33 protein-coding genes, 2 other RNA genes, 3 pseudogenes and 1 riboswitch are annotated in these 26371 nt (G+C 38.4%); of the genes and pseudogenes, 23 read left to right on the top strand and 15 right to left on the bottom strand.

The genetic code is table 11. The features are described from left to right. Positions 1-40: 40 nt before the first annotated feature. Positions 41-706 (bottom strand): phosphate signaling complex protein PhoU, encoded by a 666-nt coding sequence (gene phoU / locus ACWOEX_RS02115; protein WP_455297620.1) that lies wholly within the window; start codon positions 704-706, stop codon positions 41-43. Positions 707-873: 167 nt separating this feature from the next. Here phoU and ACWOEX_RS02110 point away from each other — a divergent pair, with 167 nt between their 5' ends. Both ACWOEX_RS02110 and ACWOEX_RS02105 read left to right on the top strand, forming a co-directional pair. Then, positions 874-2031 carry an ArgE/DapE family deacylase gene (locus ACWOEX_RS02110; protein WP_455297619.1) on the top strand — a complete coding sequence of 386 codons (1158 nt, stop codon included), beginning with the start codon at positions 874-876 and terminating at the stop codon, positions 2029-2031. Between the two features lie 138 nt (positions 2032-2169). After that, positions 2170-3116 (top strand): annotated as a pseudogene (locus ACWOEX_RS02105) (dihydroorotate oxidase). A 212-nt stretch (positions 3117-3328) separates the two neighbouring features. Here ACWOEX_RS02105 and ACWOEX_RS02100 read toward each other — a convergent pair. Together ACWOEX_RS02100 and ACWOEX_RS02095 are read right to left on the bottom strand one after the other, a co-directional pair. Continuing rightward, entirely contained in the window at positions 3329-3517 is a 189-nt protein-coding gene (locus tag ACWOEX_RS02100; protein ID WP_455297618.1) for a tyrosine-type recombinase/integrase, read from the bottom strand. 38 nt (positions 3518-3555) lie between these two features. Then, positions 3556-4434, bottom strand: a complete 879-nt coding sequence (locus ACWOEX_RS02095; RefSeq protein WP_455297616.1) for a tyrosine-type recombinase/integrase — start codon at positions 4432-4434, stop codon at positions 3556-3558. Positions 4435-4593: 159 nt separating this feature from the next. Between ACWOEX_RS02095 and ACWOEX_RS02090 the strand changes: the two genes are divergently transcribed. Then, a complete protein-coding gene (locus tag ACWOEX_RS02090) occupies positions 4594-4770 on the top strand; it encodes a hypothetical protein (RefSeq protein WP_455297614.1) in 177 nt (58 codons plus the stop codon). Here ACWOEX_RS02090 and ACWOEX_RS02085 read toward each other — a convergent pair. From ACWOEX_RS02085 to ACWOEX_RS02060, 6 genes and pseudogenes are all read right to left on the bottom strand, one after another. Beyond that, a complete protein-coding gene (locus ACWOEX_RS02085; RefSeq protein ID WP_455297613.1) occupies positions 4754-5650 on the bottom strand; it encodes a DUF6414 family protein in 897 nt (298 codons plus the stop codon). The genes ACWOEX_RS02090 and ACWOEX_RS02085 overlap by 17 nt on opposite strands. A gap of 276 nt (positions 5651-5926) precedes the next feature. Next, the gene (locus ACWOEX_RS02080) at positions 5927-6169 is read right to left on the bottom strand and encodes a type II toxin-antitoxin system RelE family toxin (protein ID WP_455297612.1); all 243 of its coding nucleotides are present in this window, start codon (positions 6167-6169) and stop codon (positions 5927-5929) included. Further along, a complete protein-coding gene (locus ACWOEX_RS02075; protein WP_455297611.1) occupies positions 6166-6372 on the bottom strand; it encodes a hypothetical protein in 207 nt (68 codons plus the stop codon). Before ACWOEX_RS02075 ends, ACWOEX_RS02080 begins: the two co-directional genes overlap by 4 nt. A gap of 76 nt (positions 6373-6448) precedes the next feature. Further along, positions 6449-7081 (bottom strand): hypothetical protein, encoded by a 633-nt coding sequence (locus ACWOEX_RS02070; RefSeq protein WP_455297610.1) that lies wholly within the window; start codon positions 7079-7081, stop codon positions 6449-6451. Positions 7082-7099: 18 nt separating this feature from the next. Further along, complete coding sequence (locus tag ACWOEX_RS02065) at positions 7100-7540, bottom strand: LexA family protein (protein WP_455297655.1); 441 nt, start codon at positions 7538-7540, stop codon at positions 7100-7102. Positions 7541-7543: 3 nt separating this feature from the next. After that, positions 7544-7732: pseudogene (locus tag ACWOEX_RS02060) on the bottom strand (helix-turn-helix domain-containing protein); the annotation flags it as partial. A gap of 158 nt (positions 7733-7890) precedes the next feature. Here ACWOEX_RS02060 and ACWOEX_RS02055 point away from each other — a divergent pair. From ACWOEX_RS02055 to ACWOEX_RS01995, 13 genes are all read left to right on the top strand, one after another. Then, positions 7891-8022, top strand: a complete 132-nt coding sequence (locus ACWOEX_RS02055) for a hypothetical protein (protein ID WP_455297609.1) — start codon at positions 7891-7893, stop codon at positions 8020-8022. Between the two features lie 189 nt (positions 8023-8211). Continuing rightward, positions 8212-8394 carry a helix-turn-helix transcriptional regulator gene (locus ACWOEX_RS02050; RefSeq protein ID WP_455297608.1) on the top strand — a complete coding sequence of 61 codons (183 nt, stop codon included), beginning with the start codon at positions 8212-8214 and terminating at the stop codon, positions 8392-8394. A 37-nt stretch (positions 8395-8431) separates the two neighbouring features. Further along, positions 8432-8587, top strand: a complete 156-nt coding sequence (locus tag ACWOEX_RS02045) for a hypothetical protein (RefSeq protein ID WP_455297607.1) — start codon at positions 8432-8434, stop codon at positions 8585-8587. A gap of 5 nt (positions 8588-8592) precedes the next feature. Next, positions 8593-8826, top strand: a complete 234-nt coding sequence (locus ACWOEX_RS02040) for a hypothetical protein (protein ID WP_455297605.1) — start codon at positions 8593-8595, stop codon at positions 8824-8826. Between the two features lie 506 nt (positions 8827-9332). Next, positions 9333-9476, top strand: a complete 144-nt coding sequence (locus ACWOEX_RS02035; protein WP_455297603.1) for a hypothetical protein — start codon at positions 9333-9335, stop codon at positions 9474-9476. A gap of 223 nt (positions 9477-9699) precedes the next feature. Then, complete coding sequence (locus ACWOEX_RS02030) at positions 9700-10701, top strand: minor capsid protein (RefSeq protein ID WP_455297602.1); 1002 nt, start codon at positions 9700-9702, stop codon at positions 10699-10701. A gap of 206 nt (positions 10702-10907) precedes the next feature. After that, a complete protein-coding gene (locus ACWOEX_RS02025; protein WP_455297600.1) occupies positions 10908-11225 on the top strand; it encodes a hypothetical protein in 318 nt (105 codons plus the stop codon). After that, positions 11222-11422 carry a hypothetical protein gene (locus tag ACWOEX_RS02020; protein WP_455297598.1) on the top strand — a complete coding sequence of 67 codons (201 nt, stop codon included), beginning with the start codon at positions 11222-11224 and terminating at the stop codon, positions 11420-11422. Before ACWOEX_RS02025 ends, ACWOEX_RS02020 begins: the two co-directional genes overlap by 4 nt. Positions 11423-11965: 543 nt before the next feature. Then, entirely contained in the window at positions 11966-12598 is a 633-nt protein-coding gene (locus tag ACWOEX_RS02015; RefSeq protein WP_455297597.1) for an ADP-ribosyltransferase, read from the top strand. Positions 12599-12856: 258 nt separating this feature from the next. Next, complete coding sequence (locus ACWOEX_RS02010; protein WP_455297595.1) at positions 12857-13060, top strand: hypothetical protein; 204 nt, start codon at positions 12857-12859, stop codon at positions 13058-13060. Between the two features lie 347 nt (positions 13061-13407). Further along, the gene (locus tag ACWOEX_RS02005; protein ID WP_455297594.1) at positions 13408-13686 is read left to right on the top strand and encodes a hypothetical protein; all 279 of its coding nucleotides are present in this window, start codon (positions 13408-13410) and stop codon (positions 13684-13686) included. Between the two features lie 66 nt (positions 13687-13752). Then, positions 13753-14250 (top strand): hypothetical protein, encoded by a 498-nt coding sequence (locus ACWOEX_RS02000; protein ID WP_455297593.1) that lies wholly within the window; start codon positions 13753-13755, stop codon positions 14248-14250. Then, on the top strand, positions 14240-14509 hold the full coding sequence (locus ACWOEX_RS01995; protein ID WP_455297592.1) for a hypothetical protein: 270 nt from the start codon (positions 14240-14242) through the stop codon (positions 14507-14509). The genes ACWOEX_RS02000 and ACWOEX_RS01995 overlap by 11 nt, the downstream gene beginning before the upstream one ends. 124 nt (positions 14510-14633) lie before the next feature. Here ACWOEX_RS01995 and ACWOEX_RS01990 read toward each other — a convergent pair whose 3' ends face one another. Continuing rightward, positions 14634-15446 (bottom strand): hypothetical protein, encoded by an 813-nt coding sequence (locus tag ACWOEX_RS01990; protein ID WP_455297591.1) that lies wholly within the window; start codon positions 15444-15446, stop codon positions 14634-14636. 703 nt (positions 15447-16149) lie between these two features. Between ACWOEX_RS01990 and ACWOEX_RS01985 the strand changes: the two genes are divergently transcribed. Both ACWOEX_RS01985 and ssrA read left to right on the top strand, forming a co-directional pair. Then, positions 16150-17016 (top strand): manganese catalase family protein, encoded by an 867-nt coding sequence (locus tag ACWOEX_RS01985; protein ID WP_455297590.1) that lies wholly within the window; start codon positions 16150-16152, stop codon positions 17014-17016. A gap of 155 nt (positions 17017-17171) precedes the next feature. Next, positions 17172-17537, top strand: a transfer-messenger RNA (tmRNA) gene (ssrA, locus tag ACWOEX_RS01980). Between the two features lie 415 nt (positions 17538-17952). On the opposite strand, the gene ACWOEX_RS01975 is transcribed toward ssrA, so the two are convergent. Then, complete coding sequence (locus ACWOEX_RS01975; RefSeq protein WP_455297588.1) at positions 17953-18105, bottom strand: hypothetical protein; 153 nt, start codon at positions 18103-18105, stop codon at positions 17953-17955. A gap of 205 nt (positions 18106-18310) precedes the next feature. Next, a riboswitch (THF riboswitch) is annotated at positions 18311-18408 on the top strand. A 55-nt stretch (positions 18409-18463) separates the two neighbouring features. Between ACWOEX_RS01975 and ACWOEX_RS01970 the strand changes: the two genes are divergently transcribed. Continuing rightward, positions 18464-19006, top strand: coding sequence for a folate family ECF transporter S component (locus ACWOEX_RS01970; RefSeq protein ID WP_455297587.1), 543 nt, complete (start codon positions 18464-18466; stop codon positions 19004-19006). Between the two features lie 155 nt (positions 19007-19161). On the opposite strand, the pseudogene ACWOEX_RS01965 reads toward ACWOEX_RS01970, so the two are convergent. The 4 genes and pseudogenes from ACWOEX_RS01965 to gpsB form a co-directional block, all read right to left on the bottom strand. Further along, positions 19162-19971 (bottom strand): annotated as a pseudogene (locus ACWOEX_RS01965) (undecaprenyl-diphosphate phosphatase); the annotation flags it as partial. A 32-nt stretch (positions 19972-20003) separates the two neighbouring features. Then, positions 20004-21128: a THUMP domain-containing class I SAM-dependent RNA methyltransferase gene (locus tag ACWOEX_RS01960; protein WP_455297586.1), complete on the bottom strand. Its 1125-nt coding sequence runs from the start codon at positions 21126-21128 to the stop codon at positions 20004-20006. A gap of 74 nt (positions 21129-21202) precedes the next feature. Next, an RNA gene (gene rnpB, locus ACWOEX_RS01955) (RNase P RNA component class B) lies at positions 21203-21575 on the bottom strand. A 47-nt stretch (positions 21576-21622) separates the two neighbouring features. Then, complete coding sequence (gene gpsB / locus ACWOEX_RS01950) at positions 21623-22045, bottom strand: cell division regulator GpsB (protein WP_455297585.1); 423 nt, start codon at positions 22043-22045, stop codon at positions 21623-21625. 160 nt (positions 22046-22205) lie between these two features. Here gpsB and ACWOEX_RS01945 point away from each other — a divergent pair, with 160 nt between their 5' ends. The 4 genes from ACWOEX_RS01945 to dtd all read left to right on the top strand — a co-directional run bounded on the left by ACWOEX_RS01945 (position 22206) and on the right by dtd (position 26353). Then, complete coding sequence (locus ACWOEX_RS01945; RefSeq protein WP_455297584.1) at positions 22206-22688, top strand: hypothetical protein; 483 nt, start codon at positions 22206-22208, stop codon at positions 22686-22688. Next, positions 22688-23566, top strand: a complete 879-nt coding sequence (gene prmA / locus ACWOEX_RS01940) for a 50S ribosomal protein L11 methyltransferase (protein WP_455297583.1) — start codon at positions 22688-22690, stop codon at positions 23564-23566. The genes ACWOEX_RS01945 and prmA overlap by 1 nt, the downstream gene beginning before the upstream one ends. Positions 23567-23639: 73 nt before the next feature. After that, positions 23640-25871, top strand: a complete 2232-nt coding sequence (locus ACWOEX_RS01935) for a RelA/SpoT family protein (protein WP_455297581.1) — start codon at positions 23640-23642, stop codon at positions 25869-25871. A 32-nt stretch (positions 25872-25903) separates the two neighbouring features. Further along, positions 25904-26353 carry a D-aminoacyl-tRNA deacylase gene (gene dtd, locus ACWOEX_RS01930; protein ID WP_455297579.1) on the top strand — a complete coding sequence of 150 codons (450 nt, stop codon included), beginning with the start codon at positions 25904-25906 and terminating at the stop codon, positions 26351-26353. Positions 26354-26371: the final 18 nt, after the last annotated feature.

Below are 26371 nucleotides of genomic sequence, written 5' to 3'. Positions count from 1 at the left end.
CTGAGAACGTCCTTTTTTGTGTTTTAGATCATATCGATAATTAGTTCAAAGATACCCAGTCGCCATCATTTGCGAAGATGATACGTTCAGCCAAGTTCGTCGAGTAATCGGCAATACGCTCGAGGTTAGCGGCAATGAACAAGTACTGTACACCGCTGCGCGTTAATTCAGGGTCATCCTTAATGGCTTGAATCGTGCAATCAGTAATATTCTTGTAGTAGCTGTCGATCATATCATCGTGATGCGCAATAACACGAGCATCATCAGCATCCATTTCAAGCAATGTTTTAACGAGTGCTTCTACCATATGAGAGACTTCGCTACCCATAGTTTGTAATTCTTTCTCGATCTTTTCATCCTGTTTGTGGTGGTTGATCGTTAGGCTAGCTTTACTGATGGAAACTGCGTGATCACCAATACGTTCCAAGTCGGCACTGGCTTTCAAGTAAGAAATTAATAAACGTAATTCGTAGGCTACAGGGGATTGCAGACCAACTGTACGGTGAAATTCCTGTTCGATATTCTTTTCGAGACGGTTAATTTCAATGTCACCAGTAATGACACTTTCAGCGAGTTGTGCATTATGTTTAGTTAGCGCCGTCATGGTGTCATTAATTGCTTCAGTCGTTTTATCTCCCATTTTAGAGAGGGTATCCGTCATATGTTCGATTTCTTTTTTAAATTGAACGCGTAATTCAGTTTTCATCAGCAGTCCTCCTACGTTATCATTAACAATCAATTCTTAATTCATATAATAATGTATCTTATGATTGGCTTCAACTGAACATTCACTTTCAGCGCTAATTATTGCAAAAAATTAAGAATTATTTTATGTTAAATATACAGAAAATTAAGAACAGGAGATGCGTGTGTATGACAAATGAAGAAGCACTAGAATTACTTAAAAAAGTTATTAATGTTGAAACTGTTGATGGTAATGAACGAAAAGTCGCAAAAATGTTAGCAGAAGTATTCGAAGCGCATGATATTCCTACTAAAGTTGTACCATTCACCGATGATCCTGATCGCGCACAATTAATCGCAACCATTGAAGGTAGCGAACCAGGTAAAACGATTGCGTTATCTGGACACATGGACGTTGTACCAGTAACCAAGAAAGCTTGGAAATATGAGCCATTTAACGCTATTGAAGATGATGGCATATTGTACGGTCGTGGTGCTGCCGATATGAAATCTGGTTTAATTGCACAAGTTGCATCATTGATCAATTTGAAAGAATCCGGTATTCCTTTCAAGGGAACGATTAAATTTATCGGCACCGATGCAGAAGAGGTTGGCCTTTTAGGTGCTTATGACCTTTCAGATAAAGGTTATGCTGATGGTATCGATGCTATGATTATTGGTGAGCAAACGAGTATGCATATCGCCCGCGCTAATAAAGGGGTCTTTGACTTCAAGATTCGTACAAGTGGTAAAGCAGCACATAGTTCTTCGCCAGAGTCCGGTGTCAATGCTATTGATAACTTATTATTGGCATTGAAAGCGATTAAAGAGAAATTAGAGATTACAGATGTTGAAGATGACATCTTAGGCAAAGCATCTATCAGTTTGAACCAAATTTCTGGTGGTGTCAGCAACAACGTAGTGCCTGATGAAGCTGAAGCTTTCATTGATATTCGTACTGTCGCTGGTCAAGACTCAGAAGTTTTACGTGAACGGATCAAAGCAATTCTTGACGAATTGAAAAAATTACATGATGGCTTCGACTATGAATATGAACAGGTGTACGATATTTTAGCTGTCGCAACACCTGATGATGATCCGTTGCTCGCGTCGACGCAAAAAGCGATGGCTAACCATGGATATGACGATGAGTTACTCTTTGTTAAAGGTGGAACGGATGCTTCTGCTTTCCGTACCGCTAACAAAGACTTCGGTATGGTGATTGTTGGCCCAGGTAACGCATTGAGTGCGCACCAGACGGACGAAAATGTTAAGGTTGAAGACTACTACAACGCTATTGAAGTATATCAAGAAATCGTCAAAGATTACTTAGGCATGGAAGAATAATCGATCGTTTGAATGAATACGTCAGCGAATAGCTGGCGTATTTTTTATTTGTAAATATACGATATATTCTTGCTCAATAAAGGTTAGAAAGGTATGATACGCAATAGAGTATTTGTATAGCGAAGGAGCGAGCTTATGATGGCGAGTTTGGAGACAAAATTTGTAGGTAAAACGTTTGAAAATCCATTCATGAACGCATCAGGTGTTCATTGTATGTCAGCTGAAGAATTAGATGAGTTAGCTGAATCAGCAGCAGGCACATTCATTATGAAGAGCGCAACGGCTGCAGCGCGTGAAGGTAATCCGACACCACGCTATCAAGATATCCCATACGGCAGTATTAACTCAATGGGGCTTCCAAATCATGGTGTGGACTTCTATTTGGATTATGCATCTAAATATCAGACAGCATACCCGGAAGCTGCACCAATTTTTTGCTCCATCTCAGGTATGGGAGGAGAAGAAAGCTTAGCCATTTTAGATAAAGTCGAAAAAAGTGATTTTGCTGGGATCACGGAATTAAACTTATCTTGTCCTAACGTGGTGGGTAAACCTCAGATTGCCTATGATTTTGAGACGACAGAACAGCTGCTCGACCAAGTGTTTGAAAAATTCACCAAACCGCTCGGGGTAAAGTTGCCGCCTTACTTTGATTTAGTGCACTTTGATCAAATGGCTGAAATTTTGAACAAATATTCAATCAAATATATTAACAGTATCAATAGTATTGGTAATGCATTATTCATTGATCCAATGACAGAAACAGTCGTCATTAAACCGAAAAAGGGATTTGGCGGTCTCAGTGACGAGTATGTTAAACCAACCGCGCTCGCTAACGTCCATGCGTTCTATCTTCGATTAAAATCTGATATTCAAATTATTGGGACAGGTGGTATTCAAACAGGACAAGATGCCTTGAACATCTATTAGCAGGCGCTTCCATGCTTCAGATTGGAACAGCGCTGCATCAAGAAGGGACAGAAATCTTCGCACGTGTGATTGATGAATTAGAAACCATTATGAGTGAAAAAGGCTATCAATCCATTGATGACTTCCGCGGAAAATTGAAACATATTGAAGGATAATCGCAGAATAGAAAAAATACCACTTGGGAGAGTGGCGTTTTTGTTTGAAATTAATTGAGAAACTGACAATTATAATTATAAGTGATAGGATAATTTTAATAATTTCTAGTGAAAAACGCACTTGTGGTGGAGTCGAACTAGTCCTATTAATCGCTTTACAGAGCCATTTTATAGACCGAAAACTTAAACAATGCAAAATTAATGCAAAATGTTTAAGCCATTAGCTCAGTAAAATTCTTTTCTATTTTTCCATTTTCTTTGTCTTCCATTTCGTCAATAATATGATCGTATACAGAGTAAGTGATTGAGATATCAGAGTGCCCTAAACGCTTACTAATGTATCTGATATTTAACCCTTTATATATCAATAACGAACAATGTGTGTGATGCAGAGCGTGCATAGTAACTGTTTTTATTCCTGCACGCTCACATGCTTTTCTTAGCGCTTTATATTACACCCCGTATTTGATATTGTGGGATTGCCTATGCTATCAATGAAAAGATAGACTGGATGTCGTTTTTGATTAGCTATCTTGTATTTTTGAAGCAGGCGTATAGTAACACTATCAACAACAATCGTACGAATTGATGAAAAAGTTTTTGTTTCTTTGATTTGCTTAGTGACCACGTGGTCGAACGACTTGTTCACTTTAATTGTTTTACTATCAAAATCAATGTCTTCCCACGTTAAAGCAAGGATTTCTGAAAAGCGCATACCGGTTGCCAATGCAATCAAAATCACATATCTTGATTCCCATGTTGGTTTTAACCTGTTATTGACTTCTGCAATTAATTTCTCAGTTTCGCTCGCATTAAGGAATTTTAGCTTTTCGTCCTTACCTTTTTTATTTCCTTTAACGGTTACCTTATAGGTCGGATCACTTTCGATCACTTTGTCATTGAAAGCATCTTGCAAACATGCTTTTGTATAATTATGAACTTTTTTAACGGTTGCATAGGCATGATTTTCTGCATACCAGTTGATAAATGCTTGATACTCATAACGGTCAATATCTTTAATTTTACTATCTTTAAAGTATAGCGAAGCAACACGTATTGCATTCTCGATCGCTTTATCGTTTCTAGAACTATAGCGGCCTTTCTTAAATACTTTGTACCATTCTTTCATATAAGAAACGAATACAGGATTGTAATTTATCCGTTCTCCTTTTGAAATTTTATCTTCTACCTTACGTGCAGCAATCTCAGCTTCTTTCTTTGTCCTAAAGCCGTTGCCGTTCTTTGTCCGGTACTTATCACCATCCTTGTAAGATATACGATACTGCCAACCGGTCTTTAATTTTTTAAAGCTAGCCATCTTTACCTCCTTATTCTAATAATGGTAGAATAAGGGCAGAGCCCTTCTACCATAGGGTCTTGCTTATGCCGTCACTCAAACTTTGGTCGGGGAGAGTGGTGGCTTTTTGTCTAACATCGAATAAAAAATTATGCTAGAATGAAACAAGGAGGGGATCATATGTATAAACAAGCAATTAGGCTTTTCAATCAAATGAAAAAAGATTTTGATAATCGAGAAAAGCAATATGAAAAAAATCGTTTAATCCATGATCGCCACACCGAGTCATTGCGAAAAGGATTTGATGAGCAAAAAGAAAGAGTTAAAAATAGACTTAATACTATCCAAAGTAAATAGCTACAGGTCTCGCTACATAGTCTCCTTTTTTGCTTAAGTTAAAATTATCCAGTAAAATATCCATCATTATAGTAGGGGCTGATGCTGCGATTGTTTCAACAGGTATTTCTTCAATCGTTCCGTCAGCTTTTTCTTTTATATAGCTATCTTTTCTCTGGTATAACTTTATAGCTAGGCAGTTAGCTTTCTTATCAGTTTCATTAAATAAAGTAAGACTAGCCTCATTTACTCTAAAATTTTCTTTAGGACATACCATCAAATAATTATTTATTTTAGCAAGACAACTATTAGGATAAAGTGCATCGCCTAATTTTCCAAAGTTTCTAACAATATCAAAATTAACCAGATTATTTGGATCGTCATTTTTAAGTTTTGAACGTAATTCTTTGATCTTGGTGTTAGCTATCTTTTTATCAAGTTTAGAATTCTTAATTCTATTAATCTGATTAGATAGATTTTGATTGTAAGAATGACTATCATCAAACATATCGATAACATCTCTATCCATAATGTGCTTGATACGATCAAAATTATACAATCTTAATGACCCATCTATTTCTTTAAAATCAATATTTAAATCTTCATTCTTTCTGATTTTATCTAAAAGAATATCTAAGGCGAAATCATCAAATGCAATCTCTTGGCTTTCCAAGTTGTTTTGATGATAAGAGTAACTATTACTACCTTTAACCATTTTTGAAGCTTTTGCATTGAATATGCCAGCTGATATTCCTGTTTCGAAAGAATTCCCATTTTCATCTGCCTGTTCTTCTATATTTCCAGTCTCTAATGAGCTGATCATTCGATTGATCAGCCCCTTATCAAACTGAGCTAAGAAAGAATTAATAAGCTTAGTATCTAAATAAATAATTTCTTTCATAATTATCACCTCAACGCAACTATACCAAAAGTTCACTATAAATTCGGTGCAAAAGAAAACACCCTTATCTACTAAGATAAGAGGTGTCTTCCTGGCCACATCCGTAGCTATTTAACTTCTCCCATCCTAATTAGAATTAAAGAAACTGTCAATTACATTAATCAAAAAGGAGAGCCCAAATAGACTCTACCTTCCTTGCTGGAAGCCCAGCATCTCAAAACGATTAACCATTACTATAACATGATCATCATTTGATTTAGAGGAATCTTTTTATTATCAATATCGTTTATAGATATCACCACGGTTATTAATTTCGATGACATCAATAACCGTTAATTGCTCATCATAAATCACACGAAAATTACCAACTCGCAATCGGAAATAGCCAGTATTACCTTTCATCTGCTTAACATCACCTTGCGGCAAATGATCGATAGCAGTCATTATACGCTTAGCTGTTTTAGGCGTTTGTTTCTTCAAAAACTTTAACGCCTGCTTGGATAAATTAACTTGCTTCATAGTCCGAGCTCTTTCATTGCCTGATCGAATGGAATACGTTCTTCGTCTTTTTCTTCTTCACTTAAGGTATCCCAACGATCAATTGCTTGCTGTTCTTGCGGTAGCGGTTCTTCTTCCCAAGAATTAATCATTGCTTCAACGACAGCGAGTTGTTCATCGGTGAGGTAATCAATCTTAATCTTTAACTGTTCCTTTGTAGACATGGTAAACCTCCTAAATACAATTCTTATACTACTCAGACTTTGGTCGGGGAGAGTGGTGGCTTTTTTATGTTATAGACTATTGCTCAATATCAAAACTGAAATCGATTTGTTCTCCTGATGGGTTGTATTCTTCATCATGTGGCGCATCAACAATATAACGGATGTTATTAACCGTTTCAGGGTCATCATCAAACAAGAATGTCACTTTGCCGCTTTTAGTTGCATTGCCGAAGAAGTCGCCACCAATTTCGTCAGAAGGGAAGATATCAGCTTCAATCTGACTGCCGTTATTAGTTACAATCGTCCCTTGATCAGGGTAGATACTTTCTGTGCTATCAGCATTATGAGTAACGTCCATTTCGAGCACTAAAGAAGTTACTTGGTCGCCTTCCACACCTAGCATTTGCTTAACGTCATCATTTGGCTTCAGTAAGGATAAACCAGCGCTCTTTAAGTTGATATCGAAGTTACCAGACGTCACCGTTTGATTGATATCTTGGATAGCATACAGGGTGGACTCACCAAACTGCGGATCATTTTCAGTTTCGCCAACTTTCATACCGTTATCGGCTGTTTTAACTTCTTCTTTTTCAGCTGCTTGCTGTTCTTGCTTAGGTTCAGCGTTATCAGACGGTTGCTCACTACTATTGCCACATGCACCTAACAACAGCGCAGACAAACCAACAAAAACTAATGCATTCTTCTTCATGATAATTCCTCCTAAAATCTAAAAATCAACTTTCATACTAACAGCTTTACCGACAATACGTGCTGGATGTTCAGCATCCACAACATACGGCTCATAAGCCTCATTGATAGCTTCTAATAATACATAATTACTGAACTTATGAACTTTCTTAAGGGTTGCCTCCTCATCACCGTTGACAAGCACCGCAGCAATCTCACCGTTCTCGACATCAGGCTGTGCATGACAGAGTACTTTTGAACCATCTGGTATTTTCGGTTCCATACTGTCACCTTTTGCATTTAAGTAGAAGAGGTCACCAGACGGCAACCCTTCATCTAACGTTGCTACATACTCATCAATGTTTTGTTCAGCAGTAATTGGCTCACCGCAAGCGATAGTACCGATGAGTGGGATGTTTCTGATTTTTGCTGGGTGGATGTTGGTAGGGATTGATAAATCAGTATGAACTAAATCATGCATTGTGACGTTAAAAAAATCAGCGAGTTTACTTAAGTGACCCGTTCGTGCTAAATTAGTTCCTCTTTCCCAATTAGTGACGGAAGTTGCACTTTTTAATCCTAAAAAAGTAGAAATATCTTTTTGCTCTAGTCCCCTTTTTTCTCTCAGGTATTTCAAATTAGAGCCGAAAAAAATATCGGATATTGTAATCACCTCCAAGTTAAAAATAACAATAACTGACTTACTAAGGACATATTACTACATAAATATAAGAAAATAAATAACAAAAATCAGTTTTTCTGATAAAAAACGTTTACATCAGTAAAACTGAGTTATATAATAAATATAGAAAGTTGAGAGGAGGGAAAAACATGAGTAAGAAAAATGGCAAAAATAAAAAGCCTGACATGATGCTTACAGTAGCTTTGGTCGTGATCTTCTCCCTACTAGAAATCATCAAAGACCTACTTGACATCATAATCAAGCTAATCGATCTACAATAGATCGGCAGGAGGGCTAGGCAACTAGCCTAGCTTTCCTGTACCTATTTTACCATTTTTTCATCTCATGTAACTACTATGAGAAAAGAAATAAGGCTTATCAATGGGCTACTCGTAACAATGATAGTTCTAAAAGCAATAACGATAGTTATTCAACTAATAAGCATGTTTAACTAGAAAGGAAGATAAGATATGCAACTAACTCTTGGGGCTTTAAGAGAAAATTACTCTGTAAATGGCAAAGAGGTTGCTAAAGCAGTAGGTATCTCATATCAAACACTACTCAAGTATGAGAGAGATAGTAGCAACATACCGATTAATTTATTAAATAAATTTTCACATATGTATGGAGTAAAAGCTGACGATATTTTTTAGGTAATAAATACGAATTAAAACGTAAATTTGGTGCTAAATGAATGAATTGCAACTATCAGACAACCTGAACCAGATTGAGATGGAAATCAACGGTTACAAAAATCTAGCAGATCAATCGATTTGGGAAATTGGCAGGCGTTTGAATCACGTCAAAGAGAACGATCTAGCGCATGGGCAATTTGGTAATGATTAGAACATATGGAAATCAGTGCCAGAGCAGCACAACAGTTCATGAAAATTGCTAGAGAAATACCAAATACGAAGACGTCTTCGCATTTAGGAAGCCAAATTTTATATGAAATTTCAACCTTACGTGACGACCAGAAACGCCAACAGCTCAAGCGAGCAGAAAATGACGATGCACCTACTGTGCGAGAACTCAAGCGCAAGAACCGCGAACAAGAACAACGGATCAAAGAGCTTGAAAATTGAGAACCAGAGAAGGAAGTTGTCGAGAAGCGCGTTGAAGTCGCACCTGATGACTATGAGCGACTCAAGCGTGAGAACCAATCTCTGAAGCTAGAGAATAGCACGCTTCAAGAAAAGGAGCGGATTGCACGTGAGGGCGCTGAGTACGTAGAAAGAGAACGAAATCGAATTCTCAAAGAGCGTGAAGCAATTAATAAGAAGTCTGAGGAGTACGACCAGCTGACGAAAGACATCGAGAGCTTAGAACGGTCAAAGAGTCGAGCACTGCAGCAAATCGCAGCGATTAAAGATTTTAGGAAATTCGAAGAAGACATCAACGAACTACTAGCGAAGCTGTCACCGCTGATTTATCAAGAAGCCCTCAGCGCACTAGACGCTAACGGCATCGACCGCCACCAATACGAGATGCTAGTCCGTAAGGTCGAAGACTGGTGTCATGACATGCACCAGAAACTGAATCGACTAGAAATTAAGGAAGCGGAAATTGTGGAATAAGGAGGAAAACGAAAATGAAGAAAAAAATGTTTTGGATTGCGGTTATTTTCATTATTAGCCACATTCATATCAAAAAAATACCGGTTCCTACGGTTAAGCAGGAACCGGATGGGACAAAAACCTATATAAATTTCAAGAAGAAACTAATCATTTGGTAATTGTCTCAGACGCGCGGTTACTAATGCGGCATCTCCAGCTACATCAGCGCAAACGGTAAGATAAGTCAGCAGACGCTTCAAGAGATTGCTTCTTTCATCGATGAGCAAAAAGAAAATGAACGCTTGCAGAAAGAGGAGAAAGAGAACGCACGCATGCAGCAAGATTTAGAACGAACTAACCGCATGAGCGATAATTATTTATTCAATGGTCAGGAGTCGTTAAATGATGAAGAATCAGAAACTGATGAACGACAATAGGAGATATTGGCAGCACAGACTGAATGAAGCGGAGAAACAGAGACAGAAGCGAGATGACCGCCTAGACCGCCAAATGCAACGCATGTACGACAAAGCTTATAGAAGAGACATTCAAAAGGAATTAGACGCGTTCTATGGGCGATATATGAAACGCACAGGGCTATCCGCTGAAGAGGTACGCAAAGCGGCGAAAGACTTAGACATCAAGGCGTTTGAAGAGCGCGCGAAGTACTATGTGGAGAACCGCGACTTCTCGCCAAGAGCAAACGCGGAACTGGCACTGTATAACTTCAAAATGCGTTATAACCAGTTGGAATTACTTCAAGCAAACCTAGACTTAACGCTGATTGAGCTAGGTGCAAAAGAAGAGTCAGCAATCAAGAAAGCGAAGCTAGAAGAAATTAGGCGGACGTACAAAGCGAACGCAGGGATCTTAGGTCTATCTGTACCATCAGAAGAACGGATGAAGCAAGTGGCGCAGAGTGCAATTAACAAGCTGTACTATGGCGCACACTTCTCTGAGCGTATCTGGGCAGGGCATATCAATCCACTGCGGAAGTATCTGAATGATCGCGTGTCACTCACCATCTTAGCGGGGCAGTCACCTGAGCTCTTAGCACGTGATTTAAAAAAACGATTTGATGTAACGACAAACGAAGCAAGGCGCTTAGCCGTTACTGAAGTTGGATTTATGGAAACGGAAGCACAGAAGCTGTCATATGTAGATGCAGGGTTCGAACGCTATGGGATACAACCTGAACCGAATGCTTGTCCGCAGTGTCGAGCGATTGTGGACGAGTGCGAAGCCGAGAGAAGATTTCTCGTTGCAGGAATGAATCCAGGACTCAACGCACCGCTATTTCATCCGTGGTGTCGCTGTGGGACGTATCCGATTGTGCCACGTGATGAACTTGATCAATTGATGGAAATGAAAATAGTAATAGAAAAATTAATCGAGAAACAGTAATAGATAAAAATTATATTGAATCTAATCGATTTAGAAGGCTGTTTGACAAATTGGGTGAGGATATTAATACCACTAGGACGATATATAATGCATCGAAAGATATGCTATATCATCGGTCTGGGACACAATTTGAAGATATAGCTATGATAGTTCCTAATGGTAGAAAATATTTAATACGTAAAGACTATAATCATAAGAGTCAAGCGATGCCAACTAAAAAAATAAAAGAGTTAGTTATCAAAAATCCTAAAGAAGTTATTGTCATTCATAATCACCCAAATAGTTCGATACCTAGTTATCCAGATTTAGTAAATGCTATTAATTACAAATATAAATACGGATTGGTTATAAGCCATGATGGCACATTGTATAGATATCGCCCTAATTACGTTAGATCTTTAAATGAATCTATATATAGGGCGCGGGTTGCTGATGTTGATGCTAGTGGATATAATGAAAAAGAGATGTTCCAGTTAATAGAAGCGTTAAAATATTTTGGTATCGATCTGGAGGTGTTCAAATGATTGATATGGAGAAGATAATTATCAAAAAATTAGGATTTGATCCATTTAATGATGGATTTAAAGAGGAAGAAATTATTCCATGGCTTCATGATGATCGAGAAAAGCTTAATCCTTTCTCAAAATTGACTAAAGAAGAGATTAATTTCTTTATTGATGAAAAAATCCGAAGAACACTTCTAGAAGAAGCGAATAGATAGATCAAAAATGGAAAGTTAAATGACTATATTACATTTTGTCGTGTGGCCGATAGTAATTGTCATTGCCTTACCATTTATTGGTGGCAGTTCTGGGATCGCCTGCGCACTATGGAAGACATTTCAGACAGAAACCAAGCGCTATTTTAAGCATAGGCGTTGATCCGATGTATCTCATGTGATTGACACGCATGTAAAAATTGAACACTGAAACTCAGGGCGGAAACGCCTTTTTATTTTGTCCAGACCTTGTGGAAGACACTAAAAGCTACATGAGATTCGTTGGAGGTATACAACGTAAAAAGCGTAAAGGTCGGAAGTACTTGAATGATCGCATATCACTCACTATCCTATTTGGTCAGTCATCTGAACTCTTAGCGCGTGACTTGAAAAAACGTTTTGATGTGACGATAAATGAAGCAAGGCGCTTAGCCGTTACTGAAGTCGGCTTCATGGAGACGGAAGTACAGAAGCTGTCGTATGTAGACGCAGTGCCGAGCGATTGTAGACGAGTGCGAAGCCGAGGGAGGATTTTTCGTTGCAGGAATGAACCCGGGGCTCAACGCACCGTTATTTCATCCGTGGTGTCGATGTGGAACGTATCCAATCGTACCACGTGATAAGGATTATGCTCCTGCGTCAGATGAAGATATTAATGAATTTCAACGTTTGAGCGATGAATTATATTCCAGTTTGTCTGGCATTGAAAAAAGCGCAATTGATAGTTATACTCATTTTGGTTATGAAGATATAAATACGTCGCTTATATCTGAGAAGGTTCAGGATAAAGCTCATATCATTGATAGAGTGATTGATAGGTATCAAATGCCTAAAAATATTATTTCTTATAGAAGCGAAGAATTAAGTTTCATAGCGGATAAAAAAATTAATGATGGTTTTAAAAGGGATGCATTTATATCTACTAGCTTGAAGAAAGATGTTGCAAAATGCTATTATTATGATAGTGAAAATAACAAAATTCCTGCTGTCATGTTAGAAATCAGGGTTCCGAATACAGCTAGTGCTATGTATATCGGTGATAATAGTTCATTTCCAGATAATGAATACGAACTATTAATAAATCGCAATACCACTTTTAGAGTCATTGATAAAAAAGAGCATAAGATAGTACTGGAGGTGCAAGAAAATGAAGATGGAAGATTTAGACATGAAATCTAGAAGACGCTTCCATTTCTTGAGGCATGTTCCTAATAATGTTAAGACTGATGAGCAGTGGAAAGAATATCTAAAGTACTACGAGATGATGGGGTGGGAGACGCCTGATCGCAATGAACCTAATAGACCGCTTAGCTACGGTAGACCTAAAAGAAAGAGAACTAAATTTCACTCAAAGATATAAGCAGGAACATCCTGCTTTTTTTGTATATTTTTATACAGTGATTAAATAATATAAGAGAATATATTAGAGGTGTTCAAATGAAAGATAAATTAAAGGACATTATCAAAAAGCTCGGATTTAATCCAATTACAATTAAAAGACAAAAAAGTAATAGTAATTCGTGGTTAAATGACGATACTGAAAAAGAGACTCCTTATGATAAATTAACAAAAGAAGAACTTGATTATATTGTTGAAGAAAGACTTAAATATATTGAGAGACAGGAAAAAAATAGATATTAGGTAAGGGGCGATTACATGACGCCATTCCAGTTTATAGGCTAGGCTTTACTGATAGCACTAATGATATTTATTGTTGGTATCAGTTTTAGCCTAGTCTATTTTATATACACGGCTATGAAAGAATTAGCCAATACATATTCTTACGAAATAAAGAAATTAGTGTCAGACAACAACAGGCGGTGACCCTATGTATCTCATGCTATTGACACACATGTAAAAACTGAACACTAAAACTCAAGGCGGAAACGCCTTTTTATTTTATCCAGACCTTGTGGAAGACACTACAAGCTACATGAGTATCGTTGGAGGTATGCAACGTAAAAAGCGTAAAGAAAGGAAAATTCATAATGGACGAAAACAAAGAATTGACTGTTGATACTCAGACGGAAGCTAGCACAGAAGAGCAAACAACCGATATTGACCGCAAACGGGCGTGGACAGTGAAGAGTCTAAATGGTGATGGAAGTATCAGTATCACAACTACAGCAACACCGAAAGCGGAGTACTTTATCTTAGACAAAGATATTGATCGGATCGAACCTGTAAAGAATGCTAGCGAGCCACAGAAACTCGCAGACAACGAGGTGCGGCTCGATGGGGTAGTGTACAAGATCGTTAAGAAATAGGTGAAGTCATTGCAAAATTAGTCGATGATATATAATATGGGAAGGAGAGGAAAGAGGGTGGGATACATGGTTCATATGAATTATCTGCCAGCAGTATCAAATCTGACATTGTATGCTAATGGTGAGCCAATAGATGGAGGGATCGTATTACACGATAACGATGAAGTTAATATTGATGTTAAGCTAACGTTATCTAACCTTTCATTTATTAAGCAACCGCAAGACGAAACCATTATCGAACCATTGTTTTTATATCTTATGCACTACACACAACGAGGTCAAAGAGATATTGTTTTGCATCATATTGAAGAGTATCCTTTAACTGTTGATAAACTCAGCCAAGATACAGTAGAGATCCAATACAATATTGGCAAATTCAATAAACCATTCATCTTCTCAGGTGAAGATTATGAATTTAAGTACGATTTAATTGAAAATATCCTTTTCTTTAAAGTCCTATGTTCTAAATCACGAATGGATTCTGATAACGAGATCATATTTGATAGCGACGCCCCGTTACTATTAAACATTAAAGTGCCAATGGTGATGCAAGATGGAAAATAAACAAAACAGAGATTTAACAGTGATAACTGGTAACGGTGGTGGAAACGATGGTGGTGGAAATCAGCCGGTTACACAGCGGGAATTCGATATATACAGAGAAAATGTTAATAATCAGTTCGACAGATTAAATGAAAAAATAGATAACTTAGATAAAAGATTGGATAAACGACTAGATAAAATGGATGAAACAAAGCGATGGGTTATCGCCTCCATTGTCCTTCCTATTGTTCTAGAAATGTTTAGATATTTTACTAAATAAAATTAATAGCGGTAGCTCCTTATTGTAGGGGTTACCGCTATTTTTTTGTGCTCATGCCGACGAAAAGAAAAACATATATAAAACGTTTTAAAACGCAAATTTGAGCTTCTAGTAATCATTTAAATTACAAACTATCTATATACATGTTAAGGTCTTCTAAAATTTTATCTTTAGGATATTTTTTCATTTCACTATCAAATTTCTTAAAGCCCATATCCTTAGCAGGATATTTTATACCATATGCTACAGAAAGTATATCTTTTCTAGGGCTCTTATCATGTAACGATTTAGCCTTATTTATCAATCTAATTCTCTCTTTTTTTTGTTCTTCTATAAGCTCTTTTCTATATTCTTCCCTTTGCTCTTCTATCCTCGCTTGTTCTTCGTAATATTCCGATAGACTTTCATAATAATTTTCACCTATCACGTTATGCATTGTTTTTAATATATCAAACGCCTCTTGAGGAACTAAAAAAGATTTTTTGTAACAATTTTTCATCCATTCTCTATTAGGAATCATTTTACGAAGATACCACTCTTCAATAATTCCCGCTAAATATACAATAAATCCTGGAGCACCAAATTTCGAAGAAGATTCTTTCGCAATCAAAGCATGCAAAATAGAATGCTCGATTAAATCGCAATAAACTAATCGCTCTTTTTTCTGATATTCGAATGGAATTTTATTTTTTTTACAAAAATCTTTATCTGATATTTTAAGCATTCTATTTTCATCTATGTGATGACAGTATAAACCGTCACTTGTTCTCGAAAAATTTCCTCTTGTAATATTTTTTATTTCGTTATTCATAAATCTTTTATATGATTTTTCTTTAAAATAATCATCTTGCGCTGAACCATACTTTTGAAGCAAAAAATCAACTGCTTCATCATAATTTTTCGATAACAAATCCTGATATTGTTTATAATTACCCATATACATCTACTCCTAATAAATATTTAATGATAAGCAACAACCCTTATTAATTTAACAAATGAAGAAAAATAAGCAAAGGGCGCACTTATACACGATTTTCAATCTTGTATATTTCTAACGAAATCGCGCACCAAAAAAACTTCGTTGTACTTGACGACTACCGCTTTTTTTTATTCCAAAATGACACGTAAATCGAGACGCTAAGTTTTGAATGGTACGAGTTCGTCTCATCATATCATCCGATATGAGACGATAGGGGAAGGATAAATAAAAAAGACAGCATGTGAATGCTGCCTTGAAGCCCTTATTTTTACCATGAAATAATGTACCGATAATGTACTGATTATTTATTTTCTATGATTTACTTTGACTTTCTAATTCTTGAAAACCGCTTAAAATCAACGTTTCTAGTTAACTTTAACTTTCTAAAATCTTTTAAAAACGCACTCGTGGGGAGTCGAACCCCAATTATGAGAACCGGAATCTCATGTGATATCCATTACACTACGAGTGCAGACTGCTACGTAAGCGATTATACATAAATTGTGCAGATATTGCAATCGCATGAGATATTCAATAATGTATACGCAATCATATCATTTGCAACTTTTGATCATCACTAGTAAGGTAAGCGTATACAAGGGGATGTTGTTGATATTTCCTTGTTGTGAACCAGAACGTCTGATCAGAGGAGGACATCATAATGTTTATTAGAAAATCCAAGTTACAGTATCATGCAAAACCGGAAAAAAGCAATCCGCTCCTTGCACGTCGTTTACAAGAAATGTTAGGCGGCCAATGGGGTGAAACGACAGGTATGTTGGCATACATGATGCAAGGGTGGAACTCAGTAGGTAATGAAAAATATAAGGACCTATTGTTAGACACCGCAACTGAAGAAATTGGTCATATGGAAATGCTTACCACAATGATCAACGACTTATTGCACGATGCACCAACAGATACGATTGAACAATTCGCTGCAAACAGTGATCCTTCTACTGCAGCTGTTTTAGCAGGTATGGATCCACAACACTTAATCGTTAGTGGGTTAGGTGCCACATTGAAGGACTCTAATGGTAATCCTTGGACAGCAAATTATGTAACATCTAGTGGTAATTTGCTTGCAGATATGCGTTTCAACGTCGTTCGTGAATCACAGGCACGTCTCCAAGTGAGTCGTAACTTCCTCTTGACGGAAGATAAAGGTGTTAAGGACATGCTCAGCTACTTAATGGCGCGTGAAACACAACACCAACTCCAATTCTTAAAAGCTTGCGAAGAATTAGAAGAGAAATATGGTCCAGTAGTGCCTCATGGTGTCAAAGACCTTCAAAAACAAGGTAAAAAATATACACACACCATCTACAACTACTCTGAAGGTGAAGCTTCTAAAGCCTTTGAAGGTGAAGTGGCACGTGATGGTGAAACCTTCGAATACAGTAGTGAACCATTGATGGAAGGTGGCGATGCGGACCTTACTGCATCTCCTGAAATCCTAAGAAACACACCGCCAGAAGATCCTAACACTGTTGTCGAAGAAGGACGCAAAATGTTAGAAGATCAATAATTGAGATAACGAGACTTTTGAATGGATGCTCATGTTTAACATCTCCTGTACTTGTTTGATAGGTGCAGGAGATTTTTTGTAAGAATAAAATAGTTTTATAGCAAGGGTGTTGACATTCCATCACATTAATATATAATTACTAATTGACACATTTAGGGGCTGTTATTGGATTCGACAGGCATGATTCGGAGTATAGCCACTGCTCGGAGGTTACGTCTTCGTCACGAACGTTACCTTAAATTTAATTGACGAAACTAGTCAATCTAACTTGGCTTTAGCTGCCTAGTCAGCTAAGTCAGATCTGCCTGGTATCGCCCATGTGTCAGTCGCAGGTCTTATTGCAGTGGGATACGTCTTCGGACTTCAATCCGGAGTCCGGGAAAGAGATTAATCGGATTCGCGAGCAAAAATGGTAAGTTTATCTACCTTTTGTGAGCTAAATCGAATCGGTAAACTATAGTGGTAAACGTTATACGATCCGACATGTTTGGACAGGGGTTCAAATCCCCTCAGCTCCATTTCAAGGTCATCAAAGTATGACCTTTTTATTTTGCTTTTTTATTTGTATTCCGCTTGGTTGAGCGGTTCCTATCAAATTTTATGAAAAATAAAGAGTCATAAAAAATCAGAGTTAATCAAAAGTTTTTGCATTCATTTTGCATTTTAATGCTCATAATTTGATGATATTTATAATGGATATATTAAAATTGTTACATGTAAAAACGCGATTATCTACAATCTTTGCACTAGAAATAGATGTAACGGTTAGTATTATATAAATTAGAAAACGGCAGCCTGACGCTGCCGTTTATATTAGTTTCATTTTATTGATCTTTTCGGTCCATAATAATCATCAAAAGATTAAAAGCTATTAATCCAAAAGCAAATAAATAAAACAAGATGCACATCTCCTACCATTTGTATTCATAAAAAGCATTAGTTATTGATTTTTCGTTTCTTTTTAAATGATAATCCCAAATCGATAAGTGCTAGTCCAGCGGAAATCGCTGCTAACACTAATAAAAATAGCATCTTGCGATATTCTTTCTTTTCTTCTATTTCCATACGCTCTTCAAGTGGACGTCTCATATAACTTCGTGTACGTATGTGATTGGACTGTCGTCTCATTATTTCATCTCATTTCTCAAATAAATTATTTATATATAGTATAGCGGATATATCTTCTCACTTCTAATCTGGATAATAATATATATTAAAAACGAACTTTTATAAACAATGTATACCTATTATTCACTATATGGTACAATAACCACATTGTTTAATCATTTTTAACGATAGAGTAAGGAAATTGCGTGAAGTGCTGAATGGATGGGATGTTGCCTTCAGACGAAAAAGCTTGAGCTTTGCGATAATTTCCCGCATCCGCTTGGCGTTAATTATAGTTATAATTTCGTTTAAGCGGAACTCTTAGAAAGGGAGTTCCGATATGAATAAATCAAACAACAATCGTTTTCGTTTCACACCATTGCAAATTGCACTGGTTGCTTTGTTTATGGCACTGAATATTGTGCTGACACGTTTTTCAATTCCACTTGGTCAGAATAACCGTATTAGTTTTGGTTTTCTATCTTCCGTATTATTAGGTTTTTTCTTTGGCCCTTGGGTTGCAGGTTTTGCGGTGGCAGGGAATGATTTATTGAAATCGTTTTTATTTGGTACATCCGGTGGCTTTTTCATTGGTTTTACACTGAATGCATTCCTCGGCGGGATGTTCTACGGATTGTTTTTACATCGTAAAGAAGTCAAGTGGTATCATATGGCACTGGCAGTACTCTGTAATTCAGTGATTACGAACATCATTCTCGGTACATTGTGGATTCATATCATGTATGGCACGCCGATCATTGCGTTACTTGTCACACGTGTACCTCAGAATATTATTATGGGTATCGCGCGTTTTGTGATCATGTTTGTGGTGATCAATATCTCGCAATTTAAATCTTATTTTGATAAGTATCGTACAATTTAATATTAAGAAATGATAACAAATAAAAATCCCAGCAGATGAATCTGTTGGGATTTTTTAGATTAGTTACGTGCTGCTTTCACTACAATTAACGCGACGGCAGCAATAGCGAGTAATGGTAATAGAATAGAGAAGAGGGATCCTGCACCGAAAAATAGGATAACGATAATCCCCAAAACAATGCGGTACCATCCAAATGGCTTGAAGTCATTCGTTTGGATGAAACGAAGTAAGAATTTGATGGTTACGACTGAAACTGCGAATGCGACCACACAGCCGACTGCCAGTAATACTAATTCGTAACCGGTGAAGCGAAAACCATTGAGGAATACGGCTTTGACAACACGTAGACCACTCGCACCAAACATGACGGGAATACTCATGAAGAAACTGAAATCAGCGGCAACTGGACGAGAAGTACCGAGGATCATCGCCCCGAGGATAGACGAACCAGAACGGGAAGTTCCTGGAACGATTGATAATGCTTGGAAGAAACCAATACCTAGAGCTCTACCATAGCTCAATTCTTTCATATTCTCGACGCGCATCGGCATTTGATGACGACGATTTTCGATAATGATGAAAAGTACCCCGTAAACGATTAATGCAGCAGCAACAACCCACGGCGACATGAGATTTTCATCCATCCAATCATCGAGAAGGAAGCCGAAGATGACCGCTGGAATACACCCAACAGCCACTTTGAACCATGTCTCCCAAGTATCTTTACGCTCTTCCTTTGTTTTAGAAGGAGAGAAGGGATTCAATCGATGGAAGTAGATGAGAATTACAGCGAGGATGGCGCCCAATTGAATGACGACGAGAAAAATGGCCCAAAATTCAGGACGGAAGTCAATATTAATGAGTTCCTCAAGTAAAATCATATGGCCCGTGCTGGAAATTGGTAGCCATTCGGTGATTCCTTCAACGATACCGAAGAGGATCATTTTAATGATGTCAATAATCATAAGCGATATGAGTATCCTTTCTATATTAATGGTTAAGATTTAGTGCCCCAGAATTGGTAATAATCTGTTTTCAATGCACCATTGTATATTTTACGCTTTTTAGTTGCTTTCATTTTATAAAATTTTTCAAAATCTGGATCGGCTGAAATGATATATTTACTCCAGGTTGGCATCTTGTTGTAGATGGTCCCCATTTCTGCATACAACTGATGCGCGTATTTCTGATCTTTGAGTCGCTCACCGTATGGCGGGTTGGCGATAATAATACCAAATTCCTTATCGGTTCTGAAGTCAGCAACTTGCATTTGCTTGAAGGTGATTTGATCGAGGACACCAGCTGCTTTCGCATTTTCTTGGGCAATAGCGACCATTTGCTGATCAATATCACAAGCAAGAATATCCATCTTGATATCGCGCTGAATAAAATCACGTGCTTCCTCGCGTACCAGATCAAATTCTTTAGAGAAAATATCCCAATCTTCAGCTAAGAAGTGGCGATTAAGACCAGGAGCGATGCGCATGCCTTTATGTGCGGCCTCGATAGCGATTGTGCCCGAACCTGTTGTTGGATCGTAGAGTGGACGATCCGGGAACCAAGTCGTGAGGTCGATAAGTGCTGCAGCGAGGTTTTCTTTGAGTGGCGCAGCACCTTTATTGACACGATATCCGCGTTTGAATAAGCTATCACCAGTCGTATCTAAGGTGATGGTTGCGACATCTTTATCAATACGAATATTAATAGGGTAAACCGCACCAGTCTCAGGTAAGAAACCCGTATGGTGGTAAAAGGCATTGAGACGATCGACAATAGCTTTTTTACCCATTTTCTGTACAGTAGGTACCGCATGAAGCTTAGATTTAACTGATTTTCCAGATACAGGGAATGAGGCATCCATCGGTAGGATTGTTTCCCATTCGAGTGACTTCACAAATTCATAAAGTTCGTCAAAACTGGTGACTTTGGCTTTGCCCATGACGATTTTGACGCGATCTGCTGTACGCAGCCAGAGATTTGTTCTAGCGATATCAGCTAATCCACCTTCAAAGAAAATTCGACCATTCGCATTTTTAGGGTGGTAACCCATTTTTTTCAGTTCGCGATTGACGGTGGATTCGATACCTGCAGCACAGGTAGCCACCAATTGAAAAGTTTGCACGTTGATACACCTCTTTAATCATTCTGATCATAAAATAAAAGGAGGTACTAAGACCTCCCACTGCCGCTGTAAATTTCTATAAGCCATGTTCTGTCTCCAAAATGCTTGGCAAAGTGCAATTTGGAGGGTAATCATCTGTCTGTCTGAGACAAATTGTTCAAACCTCAAAGGTTCGTTCATTTCCTACAATACTTTGAGTGCCCTTACCAATATGTTTAGGTTGCTCTCTCGAGGGGTTTACCGCGTTCCACTTCTATGGTTTCCCATAGAACTTCGTCACTGTGGCACTTTTCAGAGTTACTCGAGCATGGTATAAACTTTAGCTGTTTCACTCGCCATCAAGCCTTTGCTTATTGTTTCGCAAAGCACGAACACTACAGACATCTCAGTCTGTGAGAGCATGGACTTTCCTCAGGCAAGAAATATTGCCCGCGATTACCCGAAATCTACATGCACGCCGGTTATTATACACAATGTCTATAGGATTGAAAAGACTAACCGCGATAAATTTGTGTTTCTTCTGTACTGTCAGAAGCCGTATTGTCGTCCATTTCTAACTCAACCGTATCTTCTTTAACGTCAACGTCTTCAATGGTTTCTGTTGTTTCGCGATGATTAGTGACGCCGTAGACAGTCTTTTCTAAGCGTGCGAGTCGTTTAATAATATCGTAGTTTGTGGTTGATGCGACGCGCTGTTTATCGTCAGGATCAGCTGTATTGCCGGATTTGCTATGATCTAAGCGTTGTTTCAGACGTTCGTTTTGAGATTTTAAATAGGCGATTTCGCGATCATAAGATTCGTAGTCACGAATAACTAAGTTCAAGAATTCATCTACTTCCTGCGTATTGAACCCTCTGAGTGCAGGCTTAAATTCTTTTTGTAAAATATCTTTCGATGTTAAATTACGATTTGACATATGTACACCCCAATTAAAAGACTTTCATAAAAAACAGTATATCATATCGATTGCTAATTGCTGAATGGATATCCGTGACTTTGTGCAATTTTCTATCTCATGCGTTCATTACGAAAATAAGTTATACTAAAAGCGTTATGCATTAGAATGGAGGCGCACCATGCAAATTAATTTATATACTTATTTAGAAAAGAAAATGGCAAAAGAAATGTGGCAATCCGAATGGCGCATCATTGAGGATGAACGTCTGGAAGAAGTAACGGTGCAACTCTTTTTGCCTTTGGATGAGATACTAACTGAGGAAGAATTAGAAACTTTCGAGCAGCATTCAGCTGACACATTATCATCCTACTTGATCCAAGTACAATTCGGTCCAGTTGTAACCAATGAAGCTAATGCTGATGGTTACTATTATTTTTCTCCAGCAATGTACGATGGTGAATTTATGAAGACAAATATTGATGTTATTCTCGAAGGGTTACACCAATTGGAAATTTCAGCGACTTCACAATTACGTGATATCGCAAATGGGCGTAGTGAGTCGTTGTACTTACCATGGCCTGAAAAATTTGAAGCATCACGTCTCCATACGTTGAAGACAGCAGGACGTTTCGAAGCTATTCCTGTGAAAGGTCACGCCTAATGTTTGAACAATGCTATGAAGTGACAATCGCTACGACAACGCAGCAAGCAGAATTTGTGAGTGATCTGTTGATGGGGATGGGGTCATTGGGGGTATCAGAATCTACTGATGATACCGCCGTTTTCCCACAAAAATTATTAGCTTATTTCCCGGTAACAGAAACACCAGAAGAATTGCGAGCTAAGCTAACACAACAGCTCTCACAAGCGGGAGTAAATGTCAAAGATACAACACTATCTGTATCTATTATTGGTGAAATGGACTGGCAAAATCGTTGGAAAGATTATTATCACGCGCAAGATGTGATGCGCTGGTTAACGATTGTACCAGAATGGGAACATGTTGAATCTGAAGACCGTTTAACGATTTATCTCGATCCAGAGGTGACATTCGGCACTGGGTACCATCCGACGACACGTCTCGCTTTGGGATTCTTAGGTGATGAATTGATGCCAGATGATACGGTGATTGATGTTGGTACAGGTTCAGGTGTCCTCGCAATTATTGCGGATCTACTCGGCGCTTCACAGGTTTATGCGTTTGATAATGATCCAGCGTGCGAACAAGCTGTGGCGCATAATTTATCGCTCAATACCAGAGCAACACATACAACATTTGCCGTGAAGGATATGCTGCATGATGTATCTGAAACAGCAGATATTATTGTAGCCAATATTCTTTCAGAAGTTTTACTGCCCTTAATTCCACAAACTGTTGAGCATCTCAACCCTGATGGAAAGCTCATTCTATCTGGAATATATAAGGATCAGTATGAAAATATCCAAGCACAATTGACGGCATATCATTTCGAAATTGTAGAATCCAGAAAACGTGGCGAGTGGTATGCAGTACTCGCTATGCAATCAGAAGAAAAATAGTGTAATTGTTAAGATGATAGAATTGAGCTAAAATTATAAACAATATTAAACCAGAGATAAGGGGGAGTGCACAATGTCTGATATACCTAATAAAACTGAGGCTGAGGTACTCGAACGGTGTGCAGAATATATGACCGAAGAGAAGTTTGCGGTTGTGAAGAAAGCAGCGAAAGTAGCGAGTCGTGCGCATCGTGATCAACGCCGTAAATCAGGCGAACCTTATTATGTGCATCCTGTACAAGTTGCCGGTATTTTAGCGGATTTGAAGATGGATCATGAAACTGTAGCTTCAGGATTTTTGCATGATGTGGTTGAGGATACAGGATTTACACTAGATGACATTGAATTTCTCTTCAATCCAACCATTCGTCATATTGTTGATGGCGTGACAAAACTAGGTAAGGTAAAATATCGCTCAAAACAAGAACAGCAGGCGGAAAATCATCGTAAAATGCTGTTAGCGATGGCGAACGATCTACGCGTTATTATGGTAAAACTTGCCGATCGACTACATAACATGCGGACTTTACAATTTCACCGTCGTGAAAAACAGGTTGAAATTGCGACAGAAACATTAGAAATCTATGCACAGCTTGCCGATCGTTTGGGGATCAGCCAGATTAAATGGGAGCTTGAAGATACGTCGTTACGTTACATTAATCCCGAAGAGTACTATCGTATTGCGCATTTGATGAATTCTAGACGTGAAGATCGTGAACGTTTTATCGATCAGACGATTAGTGTCATGAAACAGTTTATCGATGAATCTGTCAGCGGCGACTATGATATCTATGGGCGACCAAAGCATATTTATTCTGTCTATAAGAAAATGAAAGGACAGAATAAGAGTTTCGAAGATATCTACGACTTGTTGGCTATTCGTGTATTAGTGCCAACATTGAAGGACTGTTACGCAGTGCTTGGCGTTGCACATACGCACTGGCGTCCACTGCCGAATCGCTTCAAAGATTATATCGCTATGCCAAAAGCAAACGGCTATCAGTCGCTTCATACAACAGTCCTGGGACCAAATGGAACACCTGTCGAAATTCAAATTCGTACGTTTGAAATGCATGAAGTTGCAGAATACGGCATTGCAGCGCATTGGGCGTACAAACAAGGAAAGACTGACAAAGTTGAAAAGGATGAACTTGCTTCACAACTTGAATGGTTCAACCAAATTGAAGATCTACAGTCGGATAGTACGAGCGCCACAGACTTTATGGAAAGTGTTAAAGAAGACATTTTCAAAGATAAAGTTTATGTATTTACGCCAAAAGGGGATGTCCACGAATTACCAGCGGGTTCGGTACCGCTAGACTTTGCGTATGCCATTCATTCCGAAGTGGGGAACAGTACAGTCGGTGCCAAAGTTAACGGTAAGATTGTGCCGCTATCCCATCAATTAAAGAATGGTGATATTGTCGAAGTCATGACTGCCAAAAATTCGGCAGGTCCGAGTCGTGACTGGGTACATTTAGTGGCTTCTAATAAGGCCAAGAATAAAATTCGTCGTTACTTCAAAGTCAAGGATCGCGAGAAGAATATTGAAATTGGGGAGCACGCGGTAGCCGCGCAGGTTAATGAGCTCGGCTTCTCTATGAGCGAAGTTTTAAATAAACGCACGCGTCAGGATTTACTCGCACGCTTTAACTTTAAAACGATGGAAGATCTGTATGCAGCAGTCGGTTTTAACGAATTATCAGCACATGCGGTGGCATATCGTTTGAAACGACTAGTGCGACCAGCCAAAGAAGAACCGGTGAAAGTTGCGGATGTTTCAGATAAGGCGACTGAAGCGGCGCAACGAGCACATCTCACGCGTGTCGAACCGATGCGCATCAAGCATAACAACGGTGTGATTGTCGAAGGTGTCGATAACTTACTATTCCGTCTAGCAAAGTGCTGTAGTCCGGTTCCGGGTGATGCGATCGTCGGTTATATTACTAAAGGACGTGGGATTACCGTTCATCGCCAGGATTGTCCGAATGTTCAAGGACAGGATGATGAAACCGAAGCACGCTTGCTCCCCGTTGATTGGGAAAACGAGGCGAACCATGATAATAAGAATTATGAAGTGGGTATTGAAATCAACGCCTTCGATCGTCATGAAATTGTGAATGATGTCCTCGAAGTAATGTCACCATTGACGGATCATGTGACAGGGATCAACGCAAATACAAATCATAAGACGAATACAGTAACGGTTAAGTTGCGTTTCTTCGTTCGGGATACCTCACAACTCGAACGTGTCATTGTGAAGCTCAAAGATATTCCAGATGTGGATCAAGTGAAACGTGTATAGAGGATAACTTAGTCAGGGAAGGAGAATCATTTTTGAAAGTTGTTGTACAGCGAGTCAGTGAAGCTTCTGTGTCGATTGATGATGAAGTCGTTGGTTCAATCGGTCGCGGATTTATGTTACTCGTTGGGGTTGGCCCTAACGATACTGAAGAAGATGTTAAATATGTTGCGCGTAAAGTCGCAAAGATGCGTGTCTTTACAGATGAGAATGATAAGATGAACTTGTCACTCGATCAAGTGGATGGAAAAGTACTATCTATTTCTCAATTCACACTTTTCGCAGATACGCGGAAAGGTAATCGCCCGAGCTTTACGGGGGCAGCAGATCCTGAACTTGGTGATAAACTGTACCAGGCGTTTAACCAAGAACTTAGAGAAGTTCATGGTTTAGCAGTCGAAACTGGTCAATTTGGTGCGGATATGCAAGTGTCTTTAGTTAATGACGGGCCAGTTACAATTATTGTGGATAGTGCTGATAAATAATAAAAGATAGACAAAAAA

The organism is Aerococcus vaginalis, assembly GCF_053762225.1.
Note: the sequence above shows the minus strand (reverse complement) of the source record. Positions and strands in the feature narration are given on the sequence as shown.

What these genes read in the sequence shown, in the direction of transcription:
- phoU (WP_455297620.1), bottom strand. Translation starts at nt 706, where the DNA reads ATGAAAACTGAATTACGCGTTCAATTTAAAAAAGAAATCGAACATATG.
- ACWOEX_RS02110 (WP_455297619.1), top strand. Translation starts at nt 874, where the DNA reads ATGACAAATGAAGAAGCACTAGAATTACTTAAAAAAGTTATTAATGTT.
- ACWOEX_RS02100 (WP_455297618.1), bottom strand. Translation starts at nt 3,517, where the DNA reads ATGCACGCTCTGCATCACACACATTGTTCGTTATTGATATATAAAGGG.
- ACWOEX_RS02095 (WP_455297616.1), bottom strand. Translation starts at nt 4,434, where the DNA reads ATGGCTAGCTTTAAAAAATTAAAGACCGGTTGGCAGTATCGTATATCT.
- ACWOEX_RS02090 (WP_455297614.1), top strand. Translation starts at nt 4,594, where the DNA reads ATGTATAAACAAGCAATTAGGCTTTTCAATCAAATGAAAAAAGATTTT.
- ACWOEX_RS02085 (WP_455297613.1), bottom strand. Translation starts at nt 5,650, where the DNA reads ATGAAAGAAATTATTTATTTAGATACTAAGCTTATTAATTCTTTCTTA.
- ACWOEX_RS02080 (WP_455297612.1), bottom strand. Translation starts at nt 6,169, where the DNA reads ATGAAGCAAGTTAATTTATCCAAGCAGGCGTTAAAGTTTTTGAAGAAA.
- ACWOEX_RS02075 (WP_455297611.1), bottom strand. Translation starts at nt 6,372, where the DNA reads ATGTCTACAAAGGAACAGTTAAAGATTAAGATTGATTACCTCACCGAT.
- ACWOEX_RS02070 (WP_455297610.1), bottom strand. Translation starts at nt 7,081, where the DNA reads ATGAAGAAGAATGCATTAGTTTTTGTTGGTTTGTCTGCGCTGTTGTTA.
- ACWOEX_RS02065 (WP_455297655.1), bottom strand. Translation starts at nt 7,540, where the DNA reads ATGCATGATTTAGTTCATACTGATTTATCAATCCCTACCAACATCCAC.
- ACWOEX_RS02055 (WP_455297609.1), top strand. Translation starts at nt 7,891, where the DNA reads ATGAGTAAGAAAAATGGCAAAAATAAAAAGCCTGACATGATGCTTACA.
- ACWOEX_RS02050 (WP_455297608.1), top strand. Translation starts at nt 8,212, where the DNA reads ATGCAACTAACTCTTGGGGCTTTAAGAGAAAATTACTCTGTAAATGGC.
- ACWOEX_RS02045 (WP_455297607.1), top strand. Translation starts at nt 8,432, where the DNA reads ATGAATGAATTGCAACTATCAGACAACCTGAACCAGATTGAGATGGAA.
- ACWOEX_RS02040 (WP_455297605.1), top strand. Translation starts at nt 8,593, where the DNA reads ATGGAAATCAGTGCCAGAGCAGCACAACAGTTCATGAAAATTGCTAGA.
- ACWOEX_RS02035 (WP_455297603.1), top strand. Translation starts at nt 9,333, where the DNA reads ATGAAGAAAAAAATGTTTTGGATTGCGGTTATTTTCATTATTAGCCAC.
- ACWOEX_RS02030 (WP_455297602.1), top strand. Translation starts at nt 9,700, where the DNA reads ATGATGAAGAATCAGAAACTGATGAACGACAATAGGAGATATTGGCAG.
- ACWOEX_RS02025 (WP_455297600.1), top strand. Translation starts at nt 10,908, where the DNA reads ATGCCAACTAAAAAAATAAAAGAGTTAGTTATCAAAAATCCTAAAGAA.
- ACWOEX_RS02020 (WP_455297598.1), top strand. Translation starts at nt 11,222, where the DNA reads ATGATTGATATGGAGAAGATAATTATCAAAAAATTAGGATTTGATCCA.
- ACWOEX_RS02015 (WP_455297597.1), top strand. Translation starts at nt 11,966, where the DNA reads ATGAACCCGGGGCTCAACGCACCGTTATTTCATCCGTGGTGTCGATGT.
- ACWOEX_RS02010 (WP_455297595.1), top strand. Translation starts at nt 12,857, where the DNA reads ATGAAAGATAAATTAAAGGACATTATCAAAAAGCTCGGATTTAATCCA.
- ACWOEX_RS02005 (WP_455297594.1), top strand. Translation starts at nt 13,408, where the DNA reads ATGGACGAAAACAAAGAATTGACTGTTGATACTCAGACGGAAGCTAGC.
- ACWOEX_RS02000 (WP_455297593.1), top strand. Translation starts at nt 13,753, where the DNA reads ATGGTTCATATGAATTATCTGCCAGCAGTATCAAATCTGACATTGTAT.
- ACWOEX_RS01995 (WP_455297592.1), top strand. Translation starts at nt 14,240, where the DNA reads ATGGAAAATAAACAAAACAGAGATTTAACAGTGATAACTGGTAACGGT.
- ACWOEX_RS01990 (WP_455297591.1), bottom strand. Translation starts at nt 15,446, where the DNA reads ATGGGTAATTATAAACAATATCAGGATTTGTTATCGAAAAATTATGAT.
- ACWOEX_RS01985 (WP_455297590.1), top strand. Translation starts at nt 16,150, where the DNA reads ATGTTTATTAGAAAATCCAAGTTACAGTATCATGCAAAACCGGAAAAA.
- ACWOEX_RS01975 (WP_455297588.1), bottom strand. Translation starts at nt 18,105, where the DNA reads ATGAGACGTCCACTTGAAGAGCGTATGGAAATAGAAGAAAAGAAAGAA.
- ACWOEX_RS01970 (WP_455297587.1), top strand. Translation starts at nt 18,464, where the DNA reads ATGAATAAATCAAACAACAATCGTTTTCGTTTCACACCATTGCAAATT.
- gpsB (WP_455297585.1), bottom strand. Translation starts at nt 22,045, where the DNA reads ATGTCAAATCGTAATTTAACATCGAAAGATATTTTACAAAAAGAATTT.
- ACWOEX_RS01945 (WP_455297584.1), top strand. Translation starts at nt 22,206, where the DNA reads ATGCAAATTAATTTATATACTTATTTAGAAAAGAAAATGGCAAAAGAA.
- prmA (WP_455297583.1), top strand. Translation starts at nt 22,688, where the DNA reads ATGTTTGAACAATGCTATGAAGTGACAATCGCTACGACAACGCAGCAA.
- ACWOEX_RS01935 (WP_455297581.1), top strand. Translation starts at nt 23,640, where the DNA reads ATGTCTGATATACCTAATAAAACTGAGGCTGAGGTACTCGAACGGTGT.